General features: G+C 72.7%; 25 protein-coding genes and 1 pseudogene. 9 read left to right on the forward strand and 17 right to left on the reverse strand.

All coding sequences use genetic code 11. From position 1 onward, the window contains the following. Positions 1 to 32 precede the first annotated feature (32 nt). Positions 33 to 503 carry a MarR family winged helix-turn-helix transcriptional regulator gene (locus J4E96_RS05825; RefSeq protein WP_227424827.1) on the forward strand — a complete coding sequence of 157 codons (471 nt, stop codon included), beginning with the start codon at positions 33 to 35 and terminating at the stop codon, positions 501 to 503. A gap of 25 nt (positions 504 to 528) precedes the next feature. On the opposite strand, the gene J4E96_RS05830 is transcribed toward J4E96_RS05825, so the two are convergent. Further along, on the reverse strand, positions 529 to 2,109 hold the full coding sequence (locus J4E96_RS05830; RefSeq protein ID WP_227424828.1) for a phytoene desaturase family protein: 1,581 nt from the start codon (positions 2,107 to 2,109) through the stop codon (positions 529 to 531). A 129-nt stretch (positions 2,110 to 2,238) separates the two neighbouring features. Between J4E96_RS05830 and J4E96_RS05835 the strand changes: the two genes are divergently transcribed. After that, positions 2,239 to 2,670, forward strand: a complete 432-nt coding sequence (locus J4E96_RS05835) for an SsgA family sporulation/cell division regulator (protein ID WP_227424829.1) — start codon at positions 2,239 to 2,241, stop codon at positions 2,668 to 2,670. Positions 2,671 to 2,694: 24 nt separating this feature from the next. Here J4E96_RS05835 and J4E96_RS05840 read toward each other — a convergent pair. Both J4E96_RS05840 and J4E96_RS05845 read right to left on the reverse strand, forming a co-directional pair. Beyond that, positions 2,695 to 2,844: pseudogene (locus tag J4E96_RS05840) on the reverse strand (DivIVA domain-containing protein); the annotation flags it as partial. A gap of 230 nt (positions 2,845 to 3,074) precedes the next feature. Next, entirely contained in the window at positions 3,075 to 3,563 is a 489-nt protein-coding gene (locus tag J4E96_RS05845) for a nitroreductase/quinone reductase family protein (protein ID WP_227424830.1), read from the reverse strand. A gap of 75 nt (positions 3,564 to 3,638) precedes the next feature. Between J4E96_RS05845 and J4E96_RS05850 the strand changes: the two genes are divergently transcribed. The 3 genes from J4E96_RS05850 to J4E96_RS05860 all read left to right on the forward strand — a co-directional run bounded on the left by J4E96_RS05850 (position 3,639) and on the right by J4E96_RS05860 (position 5,087). Next, on the forward strand, positions 3,639 to 4,286 hold the full coding sequence (locus tag J4E96_RS05850) for a TetR/AcrR family transcriptional regulator (RefSeq protein ID WP_227424831.1): 648 nt from the start codon (positions 3,639 to 3,641) through the stop codon (positions 4,284 to 4,286). 131 nt (positions 4,287 to 4,417) lie between these two features. Then, positions 4,418 to 4,576 carry a hypothetical protein gene (locus J4E96_RS05855; RefSeq protein WP_227424832.1) on the forward strand — a complete coding sequence of 53 codons (159 nt, stop codon included), beginning with the start codon at positions 4,418 to 4,420 and terminating at the stop codon, positions 4,574 to 4,576. 34 nt (positions 4,577 to 4,610) lie between these two features. Continuing rightward, positions 4,611 to 5,087 carry a hypothetical protein gene (locus J4E96_RS05860; RefSeq protein WP_227424833.1) on the forward strand — a complete coding sequence of 159 codons (477 nt, stop codon included), beginning with the start codon at positions 4,611 to 4,613 and terminating at the stop codon, positions 5,085 to 5,087. Positions 5,088 to 5,108: 21 nt separating this feature from the next. On the opposite strand, the gene J4E96_RS05865 is transcribed toward J4E96_RS05860, so the two are convergent. The 8 genes from J4E96_RS05865 to J4E96_RS05900 all read right to left on the reverse strand — a co-directional run bounded on the left by J4E96_RS05865 (position 5,109) and on the right by J4E96_RS05900 (position 11,375). Then, positions 5,109 to 5,774, reverse strand: a complete 666-nt coding sequence (locus J4E96_RS05865; protein ID WP_227424834.1) for a hypothetical protein — start codon at positions 5,772 to 5,774, stop codon at positions 5,109 to 5,111. Beyond that, a complete protein-coding gene (locus tag J4E96_RS05870; RefSeq protein ID WP_227424835.1) occupies positions 5,775 to 6,224 on the reverse strand; it encodes a cytidine deaminase family protein in 450 nt (149 codons plus the stop codon). A 41-nt stretch (positions 6,225 to 6,265) separates the two neighbouring features. Then, entirely contained in the window at positions 6,266 to 6,406 is a 141-nt protein-coding gene (locus tag J4E96_RS05875) for a hypothetical protein (RefSeq protein ID WP_227424836.1), read from the reverse strand. Positions 6,407 to 6,540: 134 nt separating this feature from the next. Further along, entirely contained in the window at positions 6,541 to 7,218 is a 678-nt protein-coding gene (locus tag J4E96_RS05880) for a response regulator (RefSeq protein ID WP_227424837.1), read from the reverse strand. Continuing rightward, complete coding sequence (locus tag J4E96_RS05885) at positions 7,215 to 8,453, reverse strand: sensor histidine kinase (protein ID WP_227424838.1); 1,239 nt, start codon at positions 8,451 to 8,453, stop codon at positions 7,215 to 7,217. The genes J4E96_RS05880 and J4E96_RS05885 overlap by 4 nt, the downstream gene beginning before the upstream one ends. A 102-nt stretch (positions 8,454 to 8,555) precedes the next feature. Next, entirely contained in the window at positions 8,556 to 10,070 is a 1,515-nt protein-coding gene (locus tag J4E96_RS05890) for an alpha/beta hydrolase (protein WP_227424839.1), read from the reverse strand. Between the two features lie 227 nt (positions 10,071 to 10,297). Next, the gene (locus J4E96_RS05895; protein WP_227424840.1) at positions 10,298 to 10,765 is read right to left on the reverse strand and encodes an ester cyclase; all 468 of its coding nucleotides are present in this window, start codon (positions 10,763 to 10,765) and stop codon (positions 10,298 to 10,300) included. A gap of 28 nt (positions 10,766 to 10,793) precedes the next feature. Continuing rightward, positions 10,794 to 11,375 (reverse strand): TetR/AcrR family transcriptional regulator, encoded by a 582-nt coding sequence (locus tag J4E96_RS05900; protein ID WP_227424841.1) that lies wholly within the window; start codon positions 11,373 to 11,375, stop codon positions 10,794 to 10,796. Positions 11,376 to 11,629: 254 nt separating this feature from the next. Here J4E96_RS05900 and J4E96_RS05905 point away from each other — a divergent pair, with 254 nt between their 5' ends. Next, positions 11,630 to 12,070: an SRPBCC domain-containing protein gene (locus J4E96_RS05905; protein WP_227424842.1), complete on the forward strand. Its 441-nt coding sequence runs from the start codon at positions 11,630 to 11,632 to the stop codon at positions 12,068 to 12,070. A 31-nt stretch (positions 12,071 to 12,101) separates the two neighbouring features. On the opposite strand, the gene J4E96_RS05910 is transcribed toward J4E96_RS05905, so the two are convergent. Then, a complete protein-coding gene (locus tag J4E96_RS05910) occupies positions 12,102 to 12,758 on the reverse strand; it encodes a PadR family transcriptional regulator (protein WP_227424843.1) in 657 nt (218 codons plus the stop codon). 104 nt (positions 12,759 to 12,862) lie between these two features. Beyond that, positions 12,863 to 13,258: a glyoxalase superfamily protein gene (locus J4E96_RS05915; protein WP_227424844.1), complete on the reverse strand. Its 396-nt coding sequence runs from the start codon at positions 13,256 to 13,258 to the stop codon at positions 12,863 to 12,865. 180 nt (positions 13,259 to 13,438) lie between these two features. Between J4E96_RS05915 and murQ the strand changes: the two genes are divergently transcribed. Then, the gene (murQ, locus tag J4E96_RS05920; protein WP_227424845.1) at positions 13,439 to 14,368 is read left to right on the forward strand and encodes an N-acetylmuramic acid 6-phosphate etherase; all 930 of its coding nucleotides are present in this window, start codon (positions 13,439 to 13,441) and stop codon (positions 14,366 to 14,368) included. A 102-nt stretch (positions 14,369 to 14,470) separates the two neighbouring features. Continuing rightward, positions 14,471 to 16,003 carry a PTS transporter subunit EIIC gene (locus tag J4E96_RS05925; protein ID WP_227424846.1) on the forward strand — a complete coding sequence of 511 codons (1,533 nt, stop codon included), beginning with the start codon at positions 14,471 to 14,473 and terminating at the stop codon, positions 16,001 to 16,003. Between the two features lie 13 nt (positions 16,004 to 16,016). Here J4E96_RS05925 and J4E96_RS05930 read toward each other — a convergent pair whose 3' ends face one another. Further along, positions 16,017 to 17,966, reverse strand: coding sequence for a PKD domain-containing protein (locus J4E96_RS05930; protein ID WP_227424847.1), 1,950 nt, complete (start codon positions 17,964 to 17,966; stop codon positions 16,017 to 16,019). Positions 17,967 to 18,070: 104 nt separating this feature from the next. Here J4E96_RS05930 and cofC point away from each other — a divergent pair, with 104 nt between their 5' ends. Continuing rightward, complete coding sequence (gene cofC, locus J4E96_RS05935; protein ID WP_227424848.1) at positions 18,071 to 18,748, forward strand: 2-phospho-L-lactate guanylyltransferase; 678 nt, start codon at positions 18,071 to 18,073, stop codon at positions 18,746 to 18,748. Between the two features lie 4 nt (positions 18,749 to 18,752). On the opposite strand, the gene cofD is transcribed toward cofC, so the two are convergent. From cofD to J4E96_RS05950, 3 genes are read right to left on the reverse strand one after another with little or no spacing between them, the layout of a single operon-like run. Further along, positions 18,753 to 19,760 carry a 2-phospho-L-lactate transferase gene (gene cofD / locus J4E96_RS05940; protein WP_227424849.1) on the reverse strand — a complete coding sequence of 336 codons (1,008 nt, stop codon included), beginning with the start codon at positions 19,758 to 19,760 and terminating at the stop codon, positions 18,753 to 18,755. Then, positions 19,757 to 20,599 carry a putative F420-0 ABC transporter ATP-binding protein gene (locus J4E96_RS05945; protein WP_227424850.1) on the reverse strand — a complete coding sequence of 281 codons (843 nt, stop codon included), beginning with the start codon at positions 20,597 to 20,599 and terminating at the stop codon, positions 19,757 to 19,759. The genes cofD and J4E96_RS05945 overlap by 4 nt, the downstream gene beginning before the upstream one ends. Continuing rightward, on the reverse strand, positions 20,590 to 21,672 hold the full coding sequence (locus J4E96_RS05950; RefSeq protein WP_406620387.1) for a putative F420-0 ABC transporter permease subunit: 1,083 nt from the start codon (positions 21,670 to 21,672) through the stop codon (positions 20,590 to 20,592). Before J4E96_RS05950 ends, J4E96_RS05945 begins: the two co-directional genes overlap by 10 nt. Positions 21,673 to 21,678 lie beyond the last annotated feature (6 nt).

Raw genomic sequence — 21,678 nt, forward strand, 5'->3', positions numbered from 1 at the left:
GACACGACGAGAGGCTATGTCAGACTGTTGACATGAGTCAAGAGGAGCCCCGGGTCATCCTGGAGACGTCGGTCGGATACGTGCTCAAGGAGGCCGCGAGCGCGTTGCGGTCGTCGATGGAAGCCGTGCTTCGCCCCCTCGGGATGACGATCACGCACTACTCCTGCCTGGAGCTGCTCGCGCAGCGGCCCGGCCTGTCGAACTCCGCCCTCGCCCGCGGCGCCTTCGTGTCGCGCCAGGCGATGAACGTGCTGCTGCAGTCCTTGGAGCGGGACGGATTCGTCTCGCGGCCGGCCGCCGCGCCGGTGGGGCGCGCGCTGCCAGCCCAGCTGACCGAGCACGGTCGGCGCCGGCTGGATGCGGCCAGCGCCGCCGTCCGGGCGGTCGAGGTACAGATGCTCTCGCGGCTCGCGGACGGCGAGGCGGACCAGCTCCGGCGGCTGCTCACGCTCTGCGTCAGCGGCCTGGCGACGGCGCCGTCGGGAGGGTCCGGGGGCGCCTGAGGAGGCGACCGGGGCCTCGCGGCCGCTATCCGGTCGACCCGCCCGCGAGCACCGCCATGGCGGCGGACCGGCCGGGGATCCCGCTCACGCCGCCGCCCCGGCGCGCACCCGCGCCGCAGAGCAGGACACGGTCGTGGCCGGTTCCGACGCCCCACCGCCCCGCGGGAGTGCCGGCGTCGTCGGCCTCGAGCCACGGCCACTGCAGGTCGCGGTGGAAGATGTGGCCGCCGGGCAACGCGACGTCGGCCTCGAGGTCGACGGGCGAGCGCACCTCGAGGCACGGGCGCCCGTCGCCGTCGAGCGCGAGGCAGTCCTCGATCGGCTCGGCGAGCACCGCGTCAAGGGAGCGCAGCGTGGCCGCGAGCGCCGCCGCCCGGGCGCCCTCGGGGTCCGCGCGGAAGAGGCCCGCGGGCATGTGCAAGCCGAAGAGCGTGAGCGTCTGGTGGCCCGTCGCGCGCAGGTCTGCGCCGAGGATCGACGGGTCCGTGAGCGTGTGGCAGTAGAGCTCCGCGGGGGGCAGCGACGGAATCCGGCCCGCGGCCGCCTCCGCGTGCGCGACGGCCAGCTGCTCGTATGACTCGTTCACGTGGAACGTGCCGGCGAACGCCGTCGCCGGGTCCACGCCCGGGTCCCGGAGCCGGGGCAGCCGGCGCAGGACCATGTTGACCTTGAGCTGGCTTCCCTGCGGCCCGTCGTCCGCGGGCTCTCGCCCGAGCAGGCCGTCGAGGATGCGCGGGGCGACACCGGCGAGCACATGGGCCGCCGCCACCGCGTGGTCGCGACCGTCGTCGTCGGTCCAGCTGACGTCGGCACCGCCGGGCCCAGGGACGATGGCCCGCACGCGTGCGCGAGTCAGGACCTCGGCGCCACCCGCGCGCGCCGCCCCGGCGAGTGCCGCGACGACGGCGCCCATGCCGCCGACCGGGACGTCCCAGTCGCCCGTGCCGCCCCCGATCACGTGGTAGAGGAAGCAGCGGTTCTGCGCGAGGGTCGTCTCGTGCGCGGCGGCGAACGTCCCGATGAGCGCGTCGGTCAGGACCACGCCGCGGACCAGGTCGTGGGTGAACGTGCGCTCGATCAGGCCGCCGAGCGGGGCGTGCAGGTCCGCCCACCACTGCTCGCCGACGAGCGCCCGCGCCTGGGCCGACGTCGGGACCGGCCCCGTCATGGTCGGGAAGACCGCCTGCGCGAGCGCCCGCATCCGGGCCCCGAAGGCCAGCCAGGCGCCGTCGTCGGCCGCGGCGCCTACCGCCGCGAACGAGCGCCGCGTGGCGCCCCCATCGCCGGTGTCTACGAGCAGGCCGCGCGTCGGGTCCGCGGGCAGCGGGGTGTACGACGAGATCCTCCGACGTCGCAGCTCGAGAGTGAGGCCGAGCTCGTCCCGGACCGTCCGCGGCAGGAGCGAAACCAGGTAGGAGTAGCGGGACAGCCGGGCATCGACGCCCCGGAACACGCGGCGCGAATCGGTGGCGCCGCCAAGGTGGTTCGCGCGCTCGAGGACCAGGACGCTGCGACCGGCCCGCGCGAGGTACGCCGCCGCGGTGAGCCCGTTGTGACCGCCGCCGACGACGACGGCGTCGAACCTGCTCCGGTCCACTATGTCCATTGGTCCACTATGTCGGAATAAGGAAAATTCAATGCCTTGCGCAACGGCTGTACGGGTGAATTCTCCGACGGAATTGGCCACGTGGGACTTTCGTCCCTTAACGTTCTATCACCCGTTAGGAGGGCCCTCATGTTGCCAGTTCCGTACGACGTGACGACAGCAATCACGACCCACCTTGTGCTGTCCGACTCCCTGACGGAAGACGTCTTCGTCGAGCTTGGCTATCACGCGGCCGACCCCTACGCGCTCAACGCGCGGTTCAGCCAGGGCGACGGTCCCCCCTCCACGTGGTTGCTCGCGCGTGATCTTTTCGCGCAGGGGCTCGTGGCCACGCAGGCGGCGCCGGCCGGCCGGGGCGACGTGCGCATCTGGCGGGACGAGGACCCCGACTACCTCCTGATGACGTTCCGCGGCGTCGCCGGCGAAGCACTTATCGCCGCGCCCGCGGAGCCGATTGAGCGATTCATGGAGGCGACCCGGGCCATCGTCCCGTTCGGCGCCGAGAGCGAGCGAATCGGCGCCGCGGTCGACGCGTTCGTGGAGAGCCTGCTGACCGCCTGAGTTCCGCCTCCTGCCCGGTCAGGCCCGCAGGCTCGCGGCGACCTGGTCGAGCAGGTCGTCGACCATGTCCTGGTCGTACCCCTCCCGGAACTTCGTCGCTCGGAACCTGACGGCGCGCACGTCGTCGGCGGTCAGCGACGACGGCGCCGCGCGGCGGTGCGCGTCGACCGCGATGCCGGCCCGCTCGAGGAAGGCGTCGACAGCCGCGATCTCGTAGCCCTCGCGGAAGGTGGTCCGCGTCAGCGCGCTCGCGGCGCCGCGGACTCCCGCGCCATCGAGCACGTGCAGCGGTCCGTCGGCAGGCGGGTTCCAGAACCGGATCCTCATCGACGTTCCTCTCCTCGCGGGTGCGGCTTTGCTCCCCCAGGCTAGGGGGCGCGCGGGATATCGACGGCCCCGCTCGATCAGGAGTCGCGCGGGTCGACGCGCGGCTCGAGCACCACGACCGTGGTCTGGTCCGGGCGCAGTGCCGCCATCGCGTCGAGGTCGTCGCCCCAGCCCTGGACCGCGTCCAGGAGCGTCCAGAGGCGGTCGCGCTCGGCGCCGGTCGCGGCGGTCGCGTGCACGCGGCGTGCGCCGTCGCGAAGGTCGACCTCGGCGTCCGGAGCCGCCTGCAGGTTGAGCCACCAGGCGGGGGCGCCCGCTCCCCATCCGTTCATGGCGAGCGTGACGAGGCGGGCGCCGTCCTCGACGTAGCAGACGATGACGGCGCGCTCGCGGCCGGAGGTGCGCCCCACTGTGCGCAGGCGCAGGAACCCGGCCCTGGCGGCGGTCGGGCGCGACAGGCCGAGGCGGCCGGCCGTGACGCGGTAGAGCAGGCGATGCGCGCGCCAGATGGTGCGGATGATCCATCGCGGCGGCAGCGTGGGGGTGGACGAGGTCGTGGCGGACATGTCGGCTCCTCTACGGTGTAGGGCTGAGATATCAGCCTGGGCCCTACGCCGTAGAGACGTCAATAGACTGGGCCCATGCCCGCGCCGCTGAGCCCAGAACGCATCGTCGACGCCGCGATCGCGCTGGCCGACCGGGAGGGGCTCGAGGGTCTGAGCATGCGCAAGCTCGGCGTCGACCTCGGGGTCGACCCGATGTCGGTGTACCACCACGTGGCTGACAAGAGCGCCCTGCTTGCCCTGATGGTCGACCGGGTGGTCGGCCAGGTCGAGCCGGTGCGGGTCGGCGGGTGGGCCGAGGCGCTTCGCGGGACGATCCTCGGCGCCCGCGCCACGATGCTGCGCCACCCGTGGGCGGCGAAGGTCCTCGCGGCGGGAACCGAGGCGACGCCCGCGATCATCGGGTACGTCGACGCGATCCTCGGCATCCTGCGCGGCGGCGGGCTGACGGTCGGGCTCGCGCACCACGCCCTGCACGTGCTCGGCAGCCGCATCCTCGGGTTCAGCCAGGACCTCTTCGACGACGCCGCCGAACCGCGGCCGGACCTCGCGGCTCGCGCCGCGCTAGCGGCCAGGTGGGCGCAGACGTTGCCGAACGTCGCAGAGCTGGCGCTGGCGGCCGACCACGACGGCGGACTCGGTGGCTGCGACGACGACGCCGAGTTCGCCTTCGCGCTCGACCTGATCATCGAGGGCCTGGCGCTCCGCCACGCGCCCGTGCCCTGACCGACCCCCGCCCGGTTTTCAGGGGTTTCGGTCCGGATTTCGCGCCGCTTCCCCTGAAAACCGGGTCTGTCTTGACCTACGCTCGCGACATCGTCGCCCGCCACGTGGGACGAGAGCGGATGGGAGCGAGTGTGTTTGACCTGAAGCCGGGGGAACTGCTTCTGATCGTGTCGTTCGTTGCGGCGATCGTCCTATTGATTCTGTTGGCACGGCGCATGGCGATCGCCTTCCGCAAGGGACGGCGCGAGCGTTCGCGCCCGAGTTCCGAGCGCGGTGTTCCCCGCGGCTGAGATCCCCCAGCGCGGGCCGGCGCGCGACGCTCGAATGAGCGAGTCGCACGGGTGGCGGCCCGCGCTGGCGCTGGCGTGGCGCTGGGCGGTGCGAGCCGTGACGGGGTACACGCTGCTGGTCGCCCTGCTCACCCTCGGCGCTGTGCTGCTCGCGCCCACCGCCGACTGGAGCCGGGTGGGTGGTCTCGACTCGCTCCTGCTCAGCTATGCGTTCTGGATCGTCGTGCTGGTTCCGGTCCTGGCGTTGGCCGGAGTCGCGGAGGCGGCCGCGGTCTGGCTAGCGCTCCGGTTGTCGGCAGGCTCGACGAGGGTCGGCGCGATCACGGCGGGCATCGCTGGTGCGCTGATCGTCATGGCCTTCACGCTGCTGTACTCGGAGCCACGGGCCGTCGATGCCGCGGGGTACGCCGTGGGAAGCGCGGCACTCGGGGTCGTCGCTGCCAGGTTGACTGTCCGTGACGTCGCGACGATCCCCCTGCTGGTCAACTGGCTCGATCACCTTCGACGCTGACACAGTCGGCGCGAGCCCGGCTCAGAGCCCGAGTGCGTGCACAACCCTTTCGATGAGGTCTTCCTCGGTCATCGTGGTGTCGACCTCCACGACGCGCAGCCCGAGGCCGGTGGCTTCCTCGCGAAGGCGGTCGGTGAACATCCGGTCACGCTCGAGCAAGTTCTCCAGTGCCCTGGCCGGATCGCTGGTCTTCCCGGCGATCTCCAACGATGAGCCCCTACTCGAGAAGGCGGCCCGACGAAAGTCCTGCGTCGGGAGCAGCCACACCGCGTGGTTGATCGAGTCGAGAAGGGGCTTCACCAGGTGCGGCAGCAGGCGGAATCCTTCGGCGATCACCGGCGGCCCTGCTGGCTTGCGCAGCAGGTCGTCGATGAGCTCCCCGAAACCCTCGCCTCGAAACCAGTGGAACGTTTCAAACATCGTCCGGGGTGATCGATGCAGCCACCGCTCGTCCATGTCCATCGCGTGGAACGCGCTCAGGAATGGGGCGTCTTCGGGCTTGCTCCGGTCAGCATGCTCAGACATCACGTCATCAGTCACATACAGACGCAATTCATAGCGAGCCGCGACGCGACGGGCAACGGTCGACTTGCCGGCACCACTGCCGCCACCGATCCAATAGACGTTGCGCAGCCGTCGACGTAGCGAGGCAGTGTCGTCGTCGAGGCCGTTCCGTCGGCCTGACACTCAAACGAGCCCGACTGTGGCACCCGGGTCGGCGGGGGTCACTGTGTCGGCGGAGCGGCGCGGGGGATCGAGCGCTTCCGGCCACTCATGTTCGGGCAGGAGGTCGCGCAAGGGCGCAGATCGGTGCCGTCCCAGGACGATCTCGGTGTCGAGGTTCGCCGGGTCGATCTGGCGGATGAACTCACGGCATCGTCCGCAGGGCGGCAGGACGTGAAGGTCACCCGTCTCGCTGCGCCACACCGCGACGATCGTGGTGATCTGGTACTCCCCGGCGGTCACCATCGCGGCGATCGCGCTGTGCTCGGCGCAGAATCCCGTGCCGGAGCCGGTGTCGATGCAGACCCCGGAGTACTGATTCCCCGCCGCGCTGACGAGCGTGGCGCCGACATCCGCGAAGAGGCGGTCGCCGACACGGTGCGGACGAATCATCCGCTCGGCCGCGGCGATCACGTTGTCGTGTCGGTTCGTCACGGACGCGACGGTACCGGCAGCTACCTCGCGGCGCGCTTTCCCACGGGAGTCTCGTCAGCGCCCGATCGTGCGCTGACGACGAAGACGACGACGGACGCGAGCATCCCGGCGGTGCCGCCGAACAGACCAGCGCTGGCGCCGACGTCGTAGTTCGTCGTCACGACTGTCGCCCCAGAAGCGGTGGAGCATCGTTCGCGCCCGGTTTTCAGAGAAACTGGTGCGGATTTCGCTCCGATTCCTCTGAAAACCGGGCGGGGGAGGGGGACGGGGTGGGGGTGGGGGCGGAGGGGGTGGGTTAGCGGGTGTCGGCGTTTAGGCCGTGTTCGTGGACCAGGACGACGGCCTGCACCCGGTCGCGAAGGTTCAGCTTGGCCAGGACCCTCGAGACGTGCGTCTTCACGGTCTCCTCGCCGATGAAGCAGGCTCGGGCGATCTCCGCGTTGGAGAGCCCTTGGCCCATCTGCAGGAGCACCTCGTGCTCACGGGCCGTGAGGGTCTCGAGCCGGGGCGGCGCGGTGCTGGTCGAACCCCGCCGGTTCGACACGTCGAGGCCCGCGGCGAAGCGGCGCGCCAGGCGGCGGGTGACGGACGGATCGATGAGCGCGTCGCCGCGGGCGGCGATCCGGATCGCGCCCAGCACTTCCTCCGCGGGCATCCCCTTCAGGCAGAAGCCGCTCACTCCCGCCTGCAGCGCCCGGTAGAGGTGCGACTCGTCGTCGTACGTCGTCAGCAGGATGATCCTCGTAGCGGCGCCGTCCGCCAGGAGCGTCTCCGCAGCCTCCAGGCCATCCATCAGCGGCATCCTGATGTCGAGGACCGCCACGTCCGGCTGCAACCTCACCACGGCGTCGATCGCCGCTCGACCATCGCCGACGTCGGCCACGCACTCAAGGTCAGCCTGGGTGTCGACGGCGGCCCGCAAGCCGCTGCGGAAAAGGTCATGGTCGTCGGCCAGGACGACGCGGATGGTCATGAGGTCTCCAACGGAAGCTCGACGTGGGTCTGCCATGTTCGCGCACGGAGGTCGGGCCCGATGGAGCAGTTCCCACCGAACACCTCTGCGCGTCGCCGGATCCCGTCAAGACCGTGCCCCGATCCCGCCGTGGAGGTGGCGCTGACGGAGATCGCGTTGACGGCGCGGATCGACAGCATCCCGTCCCTGCGCTGGATGGACAGCGCTAGGTCTCCGTCCCCGTGCCGCAGGGCGTTCGTCAGGATCTCCTGGATGATCCGGTAGGCGGAGAGCTGGAGCGACTGCGGCAGCTCGGACGGGCGCAGGCCCTGAACGTCGAGTGCCACGTCGAGCCCGGCGCGCCGGCTGCCGTCGACCAAGGCGCCGAGCTCGGCCAGGCCGGGCTGACGCACGCCGTCGGAGCTCTCACCCGCCAGGAGGTCGAGCATCCGACGTAGGTCGGTCATGGCCGCCTGGCTCGACGTCTCGACCTGGTGCAGGGCCCGGGTCGCGGCCTCTCGCGGTCGGCGGGGACTGGCGGGCGCCCCGGTATCGACCGCGGGGTCGGGCGCGGCCAGGGCCAGTCGCCCGGCGGCCGCGTGGATGCCGATCGCGCTGACGTGGTGCGAGATCGTGTCGTGCAGGTCGCGCGCGATTGCGCCGCGCTCGGTCACCAGCGCCTTCATCGTCCGCTCCTCGGTCTCGCGTTGGTGGTCCGCGGCGGCCCGTTCTACCTGTTCGATGTAGCCCGCGCGGCCGGTGGTGTGCCGGCCGATCAACCACGGGAGCACCGTGTTCGTGACCGTGGTGAAGACCGCCCCGAGGGTGATCTCGCCGTCCTGGATCAGCTGCGCGCCGGTCATCCCCAGTGCCAGGGCGCTGAGCGCCACCCACGACCGGCGACCGGCGGTCCACGCGCCCGCTCGGTACCCGGCCACAGCGAGGCCGGTCGAGTTGCCCGTGCCGATGTCCTGAATCCCGGTCGCCTGCCAGAGCAGGGCGGCGCTGGCGCACCGGACGACGCCATGGAGCACCGCAACGCCCCCGGCAGTCCGTGCAGGCAGGGCCAGGGCGAGGTCCGCGAGCAGGACCACCCCGACCGCAATCCAGGTCAGGGGGGACGACAGGGCGTCGGTCGCGTCGCCTGCGGAGAGGGCGAGCCCGAGCAGGATCATGTCGCTGACGGCGCACAGGCCGGCGATCAGCAGGGACTGCCGCCTGAGCTCGCGGTTCTCGTCCGGGCTCTGCAGCCACATGCGCGCACCTCTTTCTCTCAGCGGGCTACTTGCCTCGATCGCGCTCAGCGTGCCACCCCGGATCCGGGTGACCCGGGTCCGGGGTGGCGCACAAGCTCTCGGTCAGGACTCTCCCTCGGCGATGAACGTCAGGATCTTCTCGCCACCCTCGGCGGTCACGGCTGGGGTGTGCCCGGCTCCGGGAATCTCGACGAAGGTCGCGTTCGGGAACTGGGCGGCAGCTTCGCGTCCCGAGGCGCTCGGGGTGTTCGCGTCGAGGTCGCCGCTGAGGACGAGCACGGGAACATCGGGCAGCTGAGCACCCTTGGCGAACGGTGCCTGAGCGGTCGGGTCGTTCGGCCACTCCAGGCAGCCCCCGTTGTCGTAGTCGGCCCGGGTGGTCCACGCCGAGGCGCTGAATGGTGCAAAGTCGTTGTCATCGAGCTCGGCCTGGGCGACGGCGTGCGCCTGCTTTCGGGCCTCGACGGAATCGGCGTAGTCGAAGGACCGGGGATAGTCGTGGCAGATCGTCGCCCAGCTCTGGGCGACCGACACGACGTCGGGGCCGGCCGAGGCGATGTCGGCGGTCGCGGTGAGACTGGCCGCCACGAACGCGCGCAGCGGCTCCAGGTCGCCGCTCTTGGCCGCGGCCGCGGACTCGGCGAGTGCCGTCAGTCCGTCGGGATCAGGAACGTTGGAGAAGACTCGCCCCGCCACCGAGGCCAGCTGCCACTCGTCCACGACGACGTCGTGAGTGGTCCCGTCATAGGTCACCTGAACCGCGTCAGGGCGCGCACGCAGCTGCTCGGCCAGGGTGGCGAGGTCTGCCAGCACGGTCTCGCCCGAGCAAGTCCCGGCGCTCGCGCAGGCCAGCGTCACGGCACGTCGGAAGGCGGCCGCACCCACCGCACCGGTCGGATCGTCATTGACCGAGTAGGCGCCGGCCATGGTGATCGTCCGCACATGGTCAGGGTGGCGCTCGGCGTAGACCGGCATGAGGTAGGTGCCGTACGAGATGCCGAGCAGGTCGAGCTTGTCGATTCCGAGCTCGAGACGCACCGACTCGATGTCATCGGCGACCGCCGTCGTCCCGTAGTCGTCGACGCGATCGCCAAGCTGGCGCCCGCACTCACCGACGGCGGTGCGCTGGTCCTGCACCGAACCGAAGACCAGCTCCGCACCCTCCACTGCGCCGCACGTGAGGGCGTCGGACCGACCCACCCCGCGTGGGTCGACGAGCAGCACGTCGCGCCGGTCCATCAGCGGGGCCAGGGCCTCGGCGAACAAGGCGCCGGTCGCGTCGATGGCGGAGGTTCCAGGGCCGCCGGGGTTGGGCACAATCGTCCCCAGGCCCGGCGTGGACGCGTCGGTGCGCGGGACCAGCGCGAAGGCAACCGTCGTGGTCGCTGAGTCGGGGTCGTGACGGTCGAGCGGCACCGTTACCGACCCGCACCTGGCTGTGGGCAGCTCAGGTAGGTCGCGGCACGGTTCGAGAGACTCGAGCGTGTCTCGCGGCGTCGTCATCACCGCCTCGGTCGGGGAGCCGCTGGGCTTTGAGCTCTCGCCCGCGGCGGTGCAGGAGGCGAGCAGGGCGGCCGTCGCCAGCGTGGCGATCAGTAGCGGGGCGGTCTTCCACATGGTGCGCCAATCCTTGCGTCGAGGTTTGTGCTGACACCTCGAACCTAGGAACACCGGCCCGCCGAAACGTCACGCCGACGCGGGACCGCCGGGTCCCCCATCCGGGGGACCCGGCGACCTGACTCGCGCCCGATTTTCAGAGGATCTGGTGCGGATTCCGCTCCGATTCCCCTGAAAACCCGCAGGCGGGGGGCGGGCGGGCGGGCGGGCGGGCGGGGGCGGGCGGGTTAGGGGGCGCCTACCTGGAGCTGGGTCATGAGGTCCAGGGTGTCGCCGTTGAGCCAGTACTCCACGATCTGGGCGTCGGCGACGCGCAGGATGTCGGTGCCGTGGAAGGTGACGGCGGTGCCCGCCGGCGCCCCGGCACCGGGCATCCCGCCCTCGTAGTGACCGGTCGCCACCCACCGGACCACCACGTAGTCGCCCTCGACGATCGGCCCGACCTCGACCGAGAAGGTCAGGTCGGACGCCAGGGAGCGCCCCTGGGTGACGAAGCCCACCATGCCGGAGACCCCGCCGACGGCGCTGCCGTCCCCGCCGTCGAGCATCGCCGCATGCACGCGGTTGTGCTCCGAGATGATCTTCTCCGCGATCGCGTAGTCGCCGTTCCAGAGCGCCATCCATTGCGAGACGAGATTCGTTGCGGCTTCCCGGGCGGGGCTCATCGTGCTGGTGCTCGTGCTGGCGTTGTCCATGGTGCTCTCCTTCGTGGTGGTGGTTGGTCTAGCCGGCGGGATGCGGGGTGGCGGTGTCGACCCAGTGGGCGAGGGCGACGGTGAATCCGTGGACGAGGCGTTCGAAGCTTCGGTTGATGTCGGCGCTCCAGGCGAACGCTCCCGCGGTCTCGTACGAGACGAACCCGTGCAGGGTGGAGCGGAAGGCGCGGATCGCGTCGACCGCGTCGTCGCCCTCGAGGTGGTAGGCGGTCAGGACGTCGGCGATCACCTGGATCGCCGCGAGCGAGACTGCTTCGTCCTCGACGTCGCCGGGTGCGGGCATCAGGTTGGACGCCTCGTACCGGGCCGGGTGCTTCAGCGCCCAGTACCGGTAGGCATCGGACATCGAGGCGATGGCGTCGGCCCCCGAGCGGCCGACCGAGGCTCGCGCGAGCACCTCGCCCAGGTCTCGCTTCGCGTGCACAGCGATGTCGCGGTGCAGGCCGGCCATCGAGTCGATGTGCTTGTAGAGCGAGGGCTGCCGCACGCCCAGGCGGCCGGCCAGGGCGACGAGGGTGAGGTTGCCGAGGCCGATCTCGTCGGCCATCACGGCGGCCTCCTCCGCTACCCGCTCGCGGGTCAGACCCACCCTAGGCACGGTGCATCACCCCAGTCACGGCACGGACCCGACGACGAAACTCTGCTGAGTGCATGGGCTAAGGCAACCCCCCTGCTTGGCTAGTGTCAATAGCCGTGGGGCTCCCGAGTAAACCGGAGTCCAGCGAGCCCCCGCGGATCTCGGCCGGGGGCAAGCGTGCACGATCGGCTATTGACTATAGCCATTGGGGGATGCAGAGTAGCCATCCAAGGCGGGATCAACGACCACCAACGAGCGGACATGTGATGAGCATCGTTCTGGCGACCACGATCGACATCGACGCGACCCCCGAGCAGGTCTGGGCGGTCCTCGCCGACTTCTCGTCCTACGGCGAGTGGAGCAACTTCTCCCGCATCGACGGGATCCCGGAGCTCGGCGACAGGCTGAAGATCCGCATGCCTGGCATGGCGTTCCGGCCAACGATCACCGCCGCGACGCCTGACCGGGAGCTGCAGTGGTCGGAAAAGTTCGGCTCCGAGCGATTCTTCCTCGGCGAGCACAACTTCACGCTCGTCCGCACCGACGACGGCGGCACCCGCGTGCACAACACCGAGACCTTCTCGGGGGTGCTCACCAAGCCGTTCGAGCGATTCTTCGCGAACAACCACAACGACAGCGGGTACGCCGCCTTCAACCGGGCCCTCAAGACCCGCGTCGAGACGCGCGTGTCACGGCCTCTCAGCTGACCGACGGCCACCTGCCCGACCGTCGACGCCGTTACGCGCCGTCCGCGGCCAGGTCGCCGTCGTCGTCGGTGGGTTCGGGCTCGTCGTTCGCCAGGATCAGGTAGAGCGAGCGGCGCGCGTCGCGGAGCACGGTGCGCGCTGCCTCGAGCTGCCCGGCGGTTCCCGAGCGAGCGATCTGGCGGGTCGCGCTGATGAGCTCGGCGACGGGCTCGCGCAGGTCGATCCGCGTGCCGGCCTCCGCGTCGAGCGCGGCGAACGGGTCACCGAGCTCCTCGGCGCGCTCGAGCACGTAGGCCCGGCCGTCGTCGGTCAGCGTGGCCATCTTGCGGCCCTGGTCGCGGGTGATCTCGACCAGGCCCTCGTCTTCGAGCTGGGCGAGGACGGGGTAGATGGTGCCGGGGCTCGGCCGCCAGGCGCCCTGGCTTCGCTCGGCGATCTGCTGCATCAGCTGGTAGCCGTGCATCGGCGCATCCCCGAGCAGCTGCAGCACGGCCGCGCGGACATCTCCCCGTGGGGCGCGCATCCCGCGGCGCCGCCCGCGGCCGCGGCCGTCCAGGTCGGGTCCGCCGTGGTGGCCGAAGCCGGGACCGAATCCCGGACCGAAGCCGGGGCCGGCTCCGAACGGGGCGTGGTGGTACAGCGGGTGCTGCTCTCCGCAGTCGGTGCGGGTGTTCGTTGCGTCTCTCATGACGCTCCTTTCATCGATACGCTCACGATATATCGTTAACGTATCGCCCGCAAGAGGTCGTGACCTGCGGCGAGGGCCCGCAGCGCGTTGCGTGGCGCGCGCCCCTACGCCTGGGCGGCCTGCTCGTACGAGCCGGGCGGCGGCAGCTCCTGCAGCGTCCAGGTGTTGCCGTCGGGGTCGGCGAACGTGGTGAACGACCCCCACGCGAGCTTCTCGACGTCGCTCGCGGCGACGCCTCGCTCGAGCAGCTCGCGGTGCGCCGCGGCCGCGTCGGGGATGACCGCCTGGATGCTGTGCTGCGTTCCCGGCGTCATGTCGGTTATGCCCTCGCCGAAGGCGATCGAGCAGGCCGACGTCGGGGGAGTGACCTGGACGAACCGCGTGTTCTCGTCCACCCGCGCCTGGATGTCGAGCGTGAACCCGAGCGTGTCGACGTAAAACGCGATCGCCCGGTCGACGTCGGTGACCGGCACGAAGATGAGCTCGATCCTGCACTGCATGGTGTCCTCCGCTCGAGCGGCGCCGGACCCGGTGCCCGGCGACATCTCGACCATCGTGGCCCGAGCCACCCACGCGCGCGCGGGCTGGCGGGCGCGGCGATGCGCCCGCCCACGGGGCGCGACGGCGGTGCGACCTGCAATGAAACATACTGACAACATGGCGCGTGTATGTTGAAACTTATGAACACTGCTTCGCTCGCGACCGAGACCGCCAACGAGGGGACCCGTGACCTCGACACGATGTCGGTCGCGCAGGTCCTCGCGGTGATGAACGCGGAGGACCGGACGGTCCCCGTCGCGGTCGCCGCGGCGCTGCCGGCGATCGAACGGGCCGTCGACCTGATCGTGACCGCCCGCACGCGGGGCGGGCGGCTGATCTACCTCGGCGCGGGCACCAGCGGCCGGCTCGGCGTCCTCGACGCCGTCGAGTGCCCGCCGACCTTCGGCACCGCTCCGCACGAGGTGATCGGCCTGATCGCGGGGGGCGACACCGCCTTCCTGCAGGCCGTCGAGGGCGCGGAGGACGACCCCGCGCTCGCGGTCGCGGACCTGCGCGGGATCGACCTTGAGGATCGCGACGTCGTCGTGGCCCTCGCCGCGAGCGGGCGGACGCCGTACGTGATCGGCGGGCTCGACTTCGCGCGCTCGATCGGTGCGGCGACGGTCTCGGTCGCGTGCAACGTGGGCGCGGCGATCAGTGCCCATGCCCAGGTCGCGATCGAGGTCGAGACCGGCCCCGAGGTGCTGACGGGGTCGACCCGCCTCAAGGCCGGCTCGGCGCAGAAGCTCGTGTGCAACATGCTCTCGACGGCGAGCATGATCCGCACCGGCAAGGTGTTCCAGAATCTCATGGTCGACGTGCGCCCGACCAACGCGAAGCTCGTCGACCGCGCGCGGCGCATCGTCAGCGCCGCGACCGGGGCCGACGACGCGCTGGCGGCCGCCACGATCGACCTCGCGGGCGGGCATGCCAAGACAGCGGTCGTCATGCTGCTCGCGGGCTGCGACGCGCGCGAGGCGGCCATCCGGCTGGACTGGGCCGCCGGGAACGTGCGGACCGCCGTCGGGCCGCGGCCCGGGCCCGGGGCCACGCTCCAGGTGAACCCGTGAGCCACGACCGATCCACGACCGACGACCCATCCACGACTCACGACCCATCCACGACCGACAGCCATCCACCACTGACCCCCACCGTGCGGAAGGATTCCTGACATGACGGATTCACGCGAGATCGCCGACCGGCTGCTGGCCGGCCTCGGCGGCGCGGGCAACATCATCGACGTCGAGAACTGCATGACCCGGCTCCGGGTCGGGGTTCGCGACCAGAGCGCCGTCGACGTCGCCGCGGTGCGGGACACCAACGGTGTGCTGGCGGTCCTGCCGGGCGACAACTGCCAGATCGTGCTCGGGCCGGGCCTGGTCGATCGGGTGGCGATCGACCTCGCCGCCGCGCTCACACGCAGCGCCGCCGCGCCCCGCAGCGCCGCGGACGTCCTCGCCGAGACCGGCGAGGCGATCCGGGCGGGCAACCGCCAGCGCAACGGCACCCCGATGAAGAGCGCGCTGCGGCGCATCTCGAACATCTTCGTCCCGCTCATCCCCGCGCTCATCGCGTGCGGGCTCATCGCCGGCATCAACGGCATCCTGACGAACCTCGTGACCTCAGGCTCGGCGACCTGGCTCGCGGGAGTGACCGGCTACCTCGCGGTCATGTCGTCCGGCTTCTTCGCGCTCCTGGCGGTGTTCGTCGGCATGAACGCGGCCAAGGAGTTCGGAGGAACGCCGATCCTCGGTGGCGTGGTCGGCGCGATGGTCGTCGCCCCCGGCGTCGCGAACATCACGGCGCTCGGCCAGGTGCACGTGCCCGGGCAGGGCGGGGTGCTCGGCGCGATGGCCGCGGCGATCCTCGGCGCCTACGTCGAGCGCTGGGCGCGCAGCTGGGCCCCGGACGTGCTCGCGCTGCTGATCGTGCCGACCATCACGGTGCTCGTCGCCGGGTTCGCGACGCTCTTCTTCCTCATGACGGCGGCGGGCTGGCTCGCCATCCAGATCGGCACCGGCGCGGCCTGGCTGCTCGGGTCGGCGGGCGGCGTGGCGGGCTTCGTGCTCGGCGGCCTGTTCCTGCCCGTCGTGATGACGGGCATGCACCAGGCCCTCATCCCGATCCACACCACCCTGATCGAGCAGACCGGCTACACGATCCTGCTGCCCGTCCTCGCGATGGCGGGCGCCGGCCAGATCGGCGCAGCGCTCGCGGTGTACACCCGGCTGCGCCGCAACACGAGCATCCGCAAGACGATCAAGTCGGCGCTGCCCGCCGGGTTCCTCGGCGTGGGCGAGCCGCTCATCTACGGCGTGACCCTCCCGTTGGGCCGGCCGTTCATCACGGCGTGCCTGGGCGGCGCGTTCGGCGGCGCCGTGATCGGGCTCTTCGACCAGTTCGGGGCCACCATCGGCGCGGTCGCGATCGGCGCGTCGGACCTCTCGCTGTTCCCGCTGCTGGACGGCAGCGAGGGCAAGGGCGCCGCCGCCGTCGGGTACGCCACCGGCCTGCTCGTGGCGTACGTCGTGGGCTTCGTCGCGACGTGGTTCTTCGGGTTCTCGCGCGAGCGCCTGGCGGAGCTCAACACCGCGGACACGGTCGACGGCGGCCTCGTGCCGGCCGCCGAGGTGGCGCAGCGCCCAGCCCCGGCAGCCCCGGCAGCCCCGGACGCCCCGCCGGTCGTGGCCGGCGCGGCGGTCTAGGACTGGTCGGGAGCTAGCCGGTCGGCGCGGGCGCGCCGCCGGGGCCGACGACCGTCAGGTCGTCCAGGGACACGGTGACCGGGACGTTGGTGGTCGCGCCCGACAGGACGGCGGCCACGCCGGGGTGCCCCGGGACCTGCAGCTCCGGGGTCGCGTCCGCGGTGTCGATCAGCCAGCCCGCGGGCTCCGGCTCGTCGGCGGCCCACACCTTGGCCCGCAGGCCGGTCGGTCCCGTGCCGGTGACCTCGAACGACGCCGCGATGCGGGTGCCGCCCGTGTAGGCGAGGAGGGGGACCGTCTGCTCCGGCGTCACGGCGGTCTCGGCCCCCGCGGCATCGGTCCGCACGATCCGGGCCGTGATCTCGCCGTCGGACTTGTGCCCGATCCGCAGCCGGTACTCGCCGCCGGGGGTGATGCGGCCGCGCACGACCAGCCAGCCGCCCGAGCCGTCCGGGCGCCGGTCCCAGGTCTCGGTGAGTCGGGTGGTTGCCGTCGTGCCGTTCACCGCCGGCAGGCGGGCCCCGACGACGGCGCCCTTGCTCGTGAGCGTCAGGCGGCCGGCGCCGCCCGTGACGGCCGCCCCCTCGGTCACCGTCCAGTCGCCGCCCGTCACGGCCGACCCGAACCCCGCCGCGACGTCGCGCTCGAACGAGTCGGCGGCGAGGACCCCGGTGACGGTGGGGGCGACCTCGATGATCCGGAGCGCCGAGCCGGTGCGCACGCTCGAGTCCGTCACCGTGAGCGTGATCGCGTACGTCCCCGCGGCGGCGTACTCGTGCGTGGTGCTCGCCCCGGCCCCGGTCGAGCCGTCGCCGAAGCTCCAGGCGAAGCCGTCGATCGTGCCGTCGGGATCGGTCGAGCCGGCGGCATCGACCGTGCAGGTCAGCAGGTCGCAGCTGGAGGTGAACGACGCGACGGGGGGCGAGTTCTGGTCCGGCCCCGCGGGCCGGATCGCGAACGAGTCCGTGAACGTGCTGCCCGCGGAGCGGACGAAGTCGGCGAACAGCGCGGTCGGCGTCGCCCGGACGTCGAGCACGCCCCAGGCCGCCGTGTCGCGGCCGCTGGCGGCCGCGAAGTACGGGGCCTCGGTGTCCTCCCGGTCTTGCGGGTTCTGCGCGATGCCGCCCGTGCCCACCGTGACGAGGACCGTGCCGGCGCCCTTGACGAGGGTCGCGTCGCCGTCGGCGACGCAGTCCGGGTCGGCCGAGCCCGGCACGAGGGCGACGCACCGGGGCGCGAGGGCGAGCTGCTTCGTGCGCTCGTAGAGGTGCTCGTGCCCGGCGAGCACCAGGTCCACCTGCTTGGTCACCAGGAGGTTCAGCAGGTCGGCGCCGGCGCCGCACGTGCGGCTCGCCGTCGTCAGGCAGGGCTGGTGCATCCCCACCACGACCCACGGGATCGACGCCGCCCGCGCCCCGTCGATCGCGTTTGCGGTCCAGGTGTAGCGCGCGTCGCCCAGGGCGTACGCGTCGGTGCCGTCCGGGAACGTCAGCCCGGGAGAGATCAGCACGAAGCGCACGAGCGGGTCACGGGCCGGCATGTCGACGTACCACTGGCGCCCGTACGTCCCCACGACCCCCGGCAGCTGGTTCGGCAAGCAGGCCGCGAAGTCGGCGATGTGGCCGGCCGTGCCGTCGGCCTCGCCCGTGCCCGCGACCAGCTCGACCGGGAAGCCGGCCCCCACCTGATCGACGACGCCGTCACACCAGGCCTGCTCGGTGCCCGCGACGTAGGACAGCCCGCCGAGGGCGAGGTGCAGGTCGGGCTCTAGGGACGCGATCGTGGCGAGCACCGACTGCGTCTGCGGGCCGGAGGCGTAGTCGCCCGCGGCCGTGAAGTGCACCGTGCGCTCGGCGGCCGCGGCCTGCGCCCGGATCTGCGAGCGGGAGGAATCCGCGGCCGGCAGCCCCGCGAGCGCGACGAGTGCCGCGGCGGCGACAAGAAAGCCCAGGTCCCGACGCATCTCGTCCTTTCGGGGCGCGCCGACGCGCCGCCAGTGCGGGCTACCGCAGATCCGGCCTGCATCCTACGCAGCGACCCCCGACCCGGCGCCCGGAACTGGTAGAGATGTCCACCGTGACCATGGCCGCACCGACGAGCGCGCCGCCCTGGGCCCTCGTCGTCCCGCTCAAGCTCGCGACGGACGCGAAGTCGCGGCTCGCGGGCCACCTCTCGCCCGGCCGCCGGCTCGAGCTCGCGCTCGCGATGCTGGGGGACACCATCGAGGCCGCCGCGGCCGCGACCGGCGTCGACCACCTCGTCGTCGTGACCGCGGACGCCGCGATGGCCGCGGCCGCGACGGCCGCCGCCGGGGGTCTGGCCACGGACCTCGTCGACGAGCCCGATCCGCCGGGCCTGAACGCGGCGGTCCGGGCCGGGATCCGCGCGGCCCGCGCCGGCCGGCCCGCGCACGCGGTCGGGGTGCTGCTCGGGGACCTGCCCGCGCTGCGGCCGGCCGAGCTCTCGGCCGCGCTCGCGCTCGCGGCCCGGCACCGGCTCGCTCTGGTGCCGGACGCGGGTGGCACCGGCACGACGCTCCTGACCGCGCTGGCCGGGGTGGCGGTCGCGCCGGCGTTCGGCCCGGGCTCGGCGCGGCGGCACGCGGCGGGCGGCCACGTCGTCGTCGCGGTGCCCGCCCGCTCGGGCCTCGTGCGCGACGTCGACGTCCCGGCCGACATCGCGGCGGTGCTCGCGCTCGGGGTCGGCCACCGCACCGCCCGAGTGCTGCGCGGCTACACCGGCTAGCGACTCAGATGCCGACGAGGCGCAGCGCCCGGTCGGCGATCCGCGCGGTGGCGGCCACATCCGTCATGAGGGTCGGGGCCGCCTCGACGGTCCAGCCCTGCGCGGCGAGGTCGCGCGCGTCACCCGCGTCGACGGCGTCGACGAGCCAGGCGTCGAGCACCCCGCCGTGGCCGCGCCGCCCGTAGTGCCGGGCCACCGCCGCGGCCGAGGTCTCGACGCCGATCGCCCGCAGGCACTGGTCAGCCATCCCGCGCACGGCCGCGCCGCCCACGATCGGGGAGATCCCGACCACGGGCGCCGACGTCGCGACGAGGGCCGCGCGGACGCCCCGCACCGCGAGGATCGTCCCGACCGAGACGACGGGGTTGGACGGCGGCAGCACGACGACGTCGGCGCCGAGCAGCGCGTCGATCACGCCCGGAGCGGCACTCGCGCGCTCGAGCCCGACCTGGACGAAGCGCCGGGCGGGCAGCGCCGCGCGATGGCGGACCCACCACTCCTCGAAGTGCAGCAGGCGCTCGCCGCCGGTCAGGCCCTCGATCAGGACGTGCGTCTCGACCTCCTGGTCGGACATCGGCAGCAGCCGGACCCCGGGCCGCCAGCGGCGGCACAGGTGCGCGGTGACCTCCGAGAGCGTGCGACCCTCGCGCAGCAGCTGCGTGCGCGCGAGGTGGGTCGCGAGGTCGAGGTCGCCGAGGGTGAACCACTCGCCGCCGACGTCGTAGGCCGCGAGGTCCGTCGAGACCCGGCTGGTCTCGGCGACGCGGCCCCAGCCCTGGCCCTCGTGGATGGCGCCGCCGAGCGTGTACATGAGCGTGTCGAGGTCGGGGCACACCCGCACCCCGTGCAGCCACAGGTCGTCGCCGGTGTTGGCGATGACGGTCACCTGTGCGGTCGTCCCGCCCTCGCCGTCGGGCAGCCGCTCGCCCAGGCAGGCGAGCAGCCCGCGCGTGAAGCGCGCGCCGCCGACGCCGCCCGAGAGCACCGTGATCCTGAGCGGCCCGGCCGTCACCGCGGCACCCCCGGCGCGGTCGTGGGCAGCGGCTCGGCGAACGCGATGACGGGCCGGCCCGTGCGCGGGTGGGTGAGCACATCGCAGTCGACGCCGTAGACCTCGCGCACGAGCTCCGGCCGCAGCACGTCGCGCGGGTGCCCGGCGGCGGCGAGCCGGCCCGCGGACAGCACGAGCACGTGCTCGCAGAACGCCGCCGCGAGGTTCAGGTCGTGCAGGGCCGCGACCGACGTGGTCCCGAGGTCGCGGACGAACGCGAGCAGGCTCAGCTGCGCGCTCACGTCCAGGTGGTTGGTCGGCTCGTCGAGCAGGAGCAGCTCGGGCTCCTGCGCGAGCGCGCGGGCGATGTGCACGCGCTGCTGCTCGCCCCCCGACAGCTGCGACCAGGGCCGGTCGGCGAGGTGCGCGGCGTTGGCGTGGCCGAGCGCGCGGTCGACCGCGCCGTCGTCGGAGTCGGCGCCCCACAGCGTGCGGTACGGGATCCGGCCGAGCGCGACCACCTCGCGGACGGTGAGCGGCACCGCGCTCGTCGACTCCTGCTCGAGCAGCGCGATCCGCCGGGCCCGCGCGCGGCGCGTGAGGCTGTCGACGGGCCGCGCGGTCGTGCCGCCCGTGCCGCTCGCAACCGCGCCAGCCGGGTCGGCGCTCCGATCGGCGACGAGCACCGCGCCGCACTCGGGGGTCAGGAGCCCGGCGATCAGGCGCAGCAGCGTCGTCTTGCCTGCGCCGTTGGGCCCGAGCAGGCCGGTGAGGTGCCCGGCCGGCGGCGTGGCGTCGATGCCGTCGAGCACCCAGCGCCCGCCGAGGCGGGTGCCCACGCCGGTCAGGGTCAGCTCCATGCCGCGCCCCGGCCGCGGCGCAGGAGCACCGCGAAGACAGGCACCCCGATGAGCGCCGTGATGATGCCGACGGGCAGCTCGCGCGGGTCGAAGATCGTGCGCGCCGCGGTGTCGGCCCAGATCAGGAAGACGGCGCCGCACAGCGCCGCGACCGGCAGCAGCCGGCGGTGCCCGGGGCCTGTGACGACCGACACGGCGTGGGGCAGCACGAGCCCGACGAAGCCGATCGCCCCGCTCACAGCGACCATCGCGCCGGTCAGGAGCGCCACGAGCGTCATCAGCGTCCAGCGGGTGCGCTCGACGTCGATGCCGAGCGCCGCGGCCGCGGTGTCCCCGAACGCGAACGCGTCGAGCCGCCCCGCCGCCGCGAGCAGCACCGCGCCGACCCCGAGCAGCGCGATCCCCGAGATCGCGACCGACGCCCAGGTGGCGCCGGCGATCGACCCCATCAGCCAGCTGAGGATCTCCCGGTAGGAGTCGCCGGTGGCCGTCCAGAAGATGACGAAGGACGTGCCGGCGGCGCACAGCTGCGAGATGGCCAGACCCGCGAGCACGGCGCGCCCGGGCGTGAGGATGCCGCCCGTGCGCGCGAGCGAGAGCGTCGCGGCGAGCGCGAGCAGCGCGCCCGCGAACGCGGCGACCGGCAGAAGGACGCCCACCCCGACGATGAGCACGGCGACCGCGCCGAGCGAGGCGCCCGAGGACAGCCCGAGCAGGTACGGGTCGGCGAGGGAGTTCCGGGTCAGGCTCTGCATGACTGCCCCGGACAGCGCCAGGCCGGCCCCGACGGCCGCCGCCGTGAGCACGCGCGGCAGGCGCAGGTCCCACACGATCGCGTCGAGCAGGCGCGGGACGGGCTCGCCCCCGATGCCGCCCAGCCCGAGGTGCCTCGCGATGCTCCGCGCGACGTCGGTCACAGCGATGTCCGCCGGTCCGATCGTGACCGTGACCAGCACCGTCGCCACCAGCACCGCGCCGACGACCGCCACGAGGGCGGCCAGCGGGGGACGCCACGGCGCGCCGGCGGCGCCGCGTCCGGCGTCGGCGGTGCGGGCGGAACGGGTGCGGGCCACGCTCGG

It is taken from the genome of Pengzhenrongella sicca, assembly GCF_017569225.1.
Classification (GTDB): domain Bacteria; phylum Actinomycetota; class Actinomycetes; order Actinomycetales; family Cellulomonadaceae; genus Pengzhenrongella; species Pengzhenrongella sicca.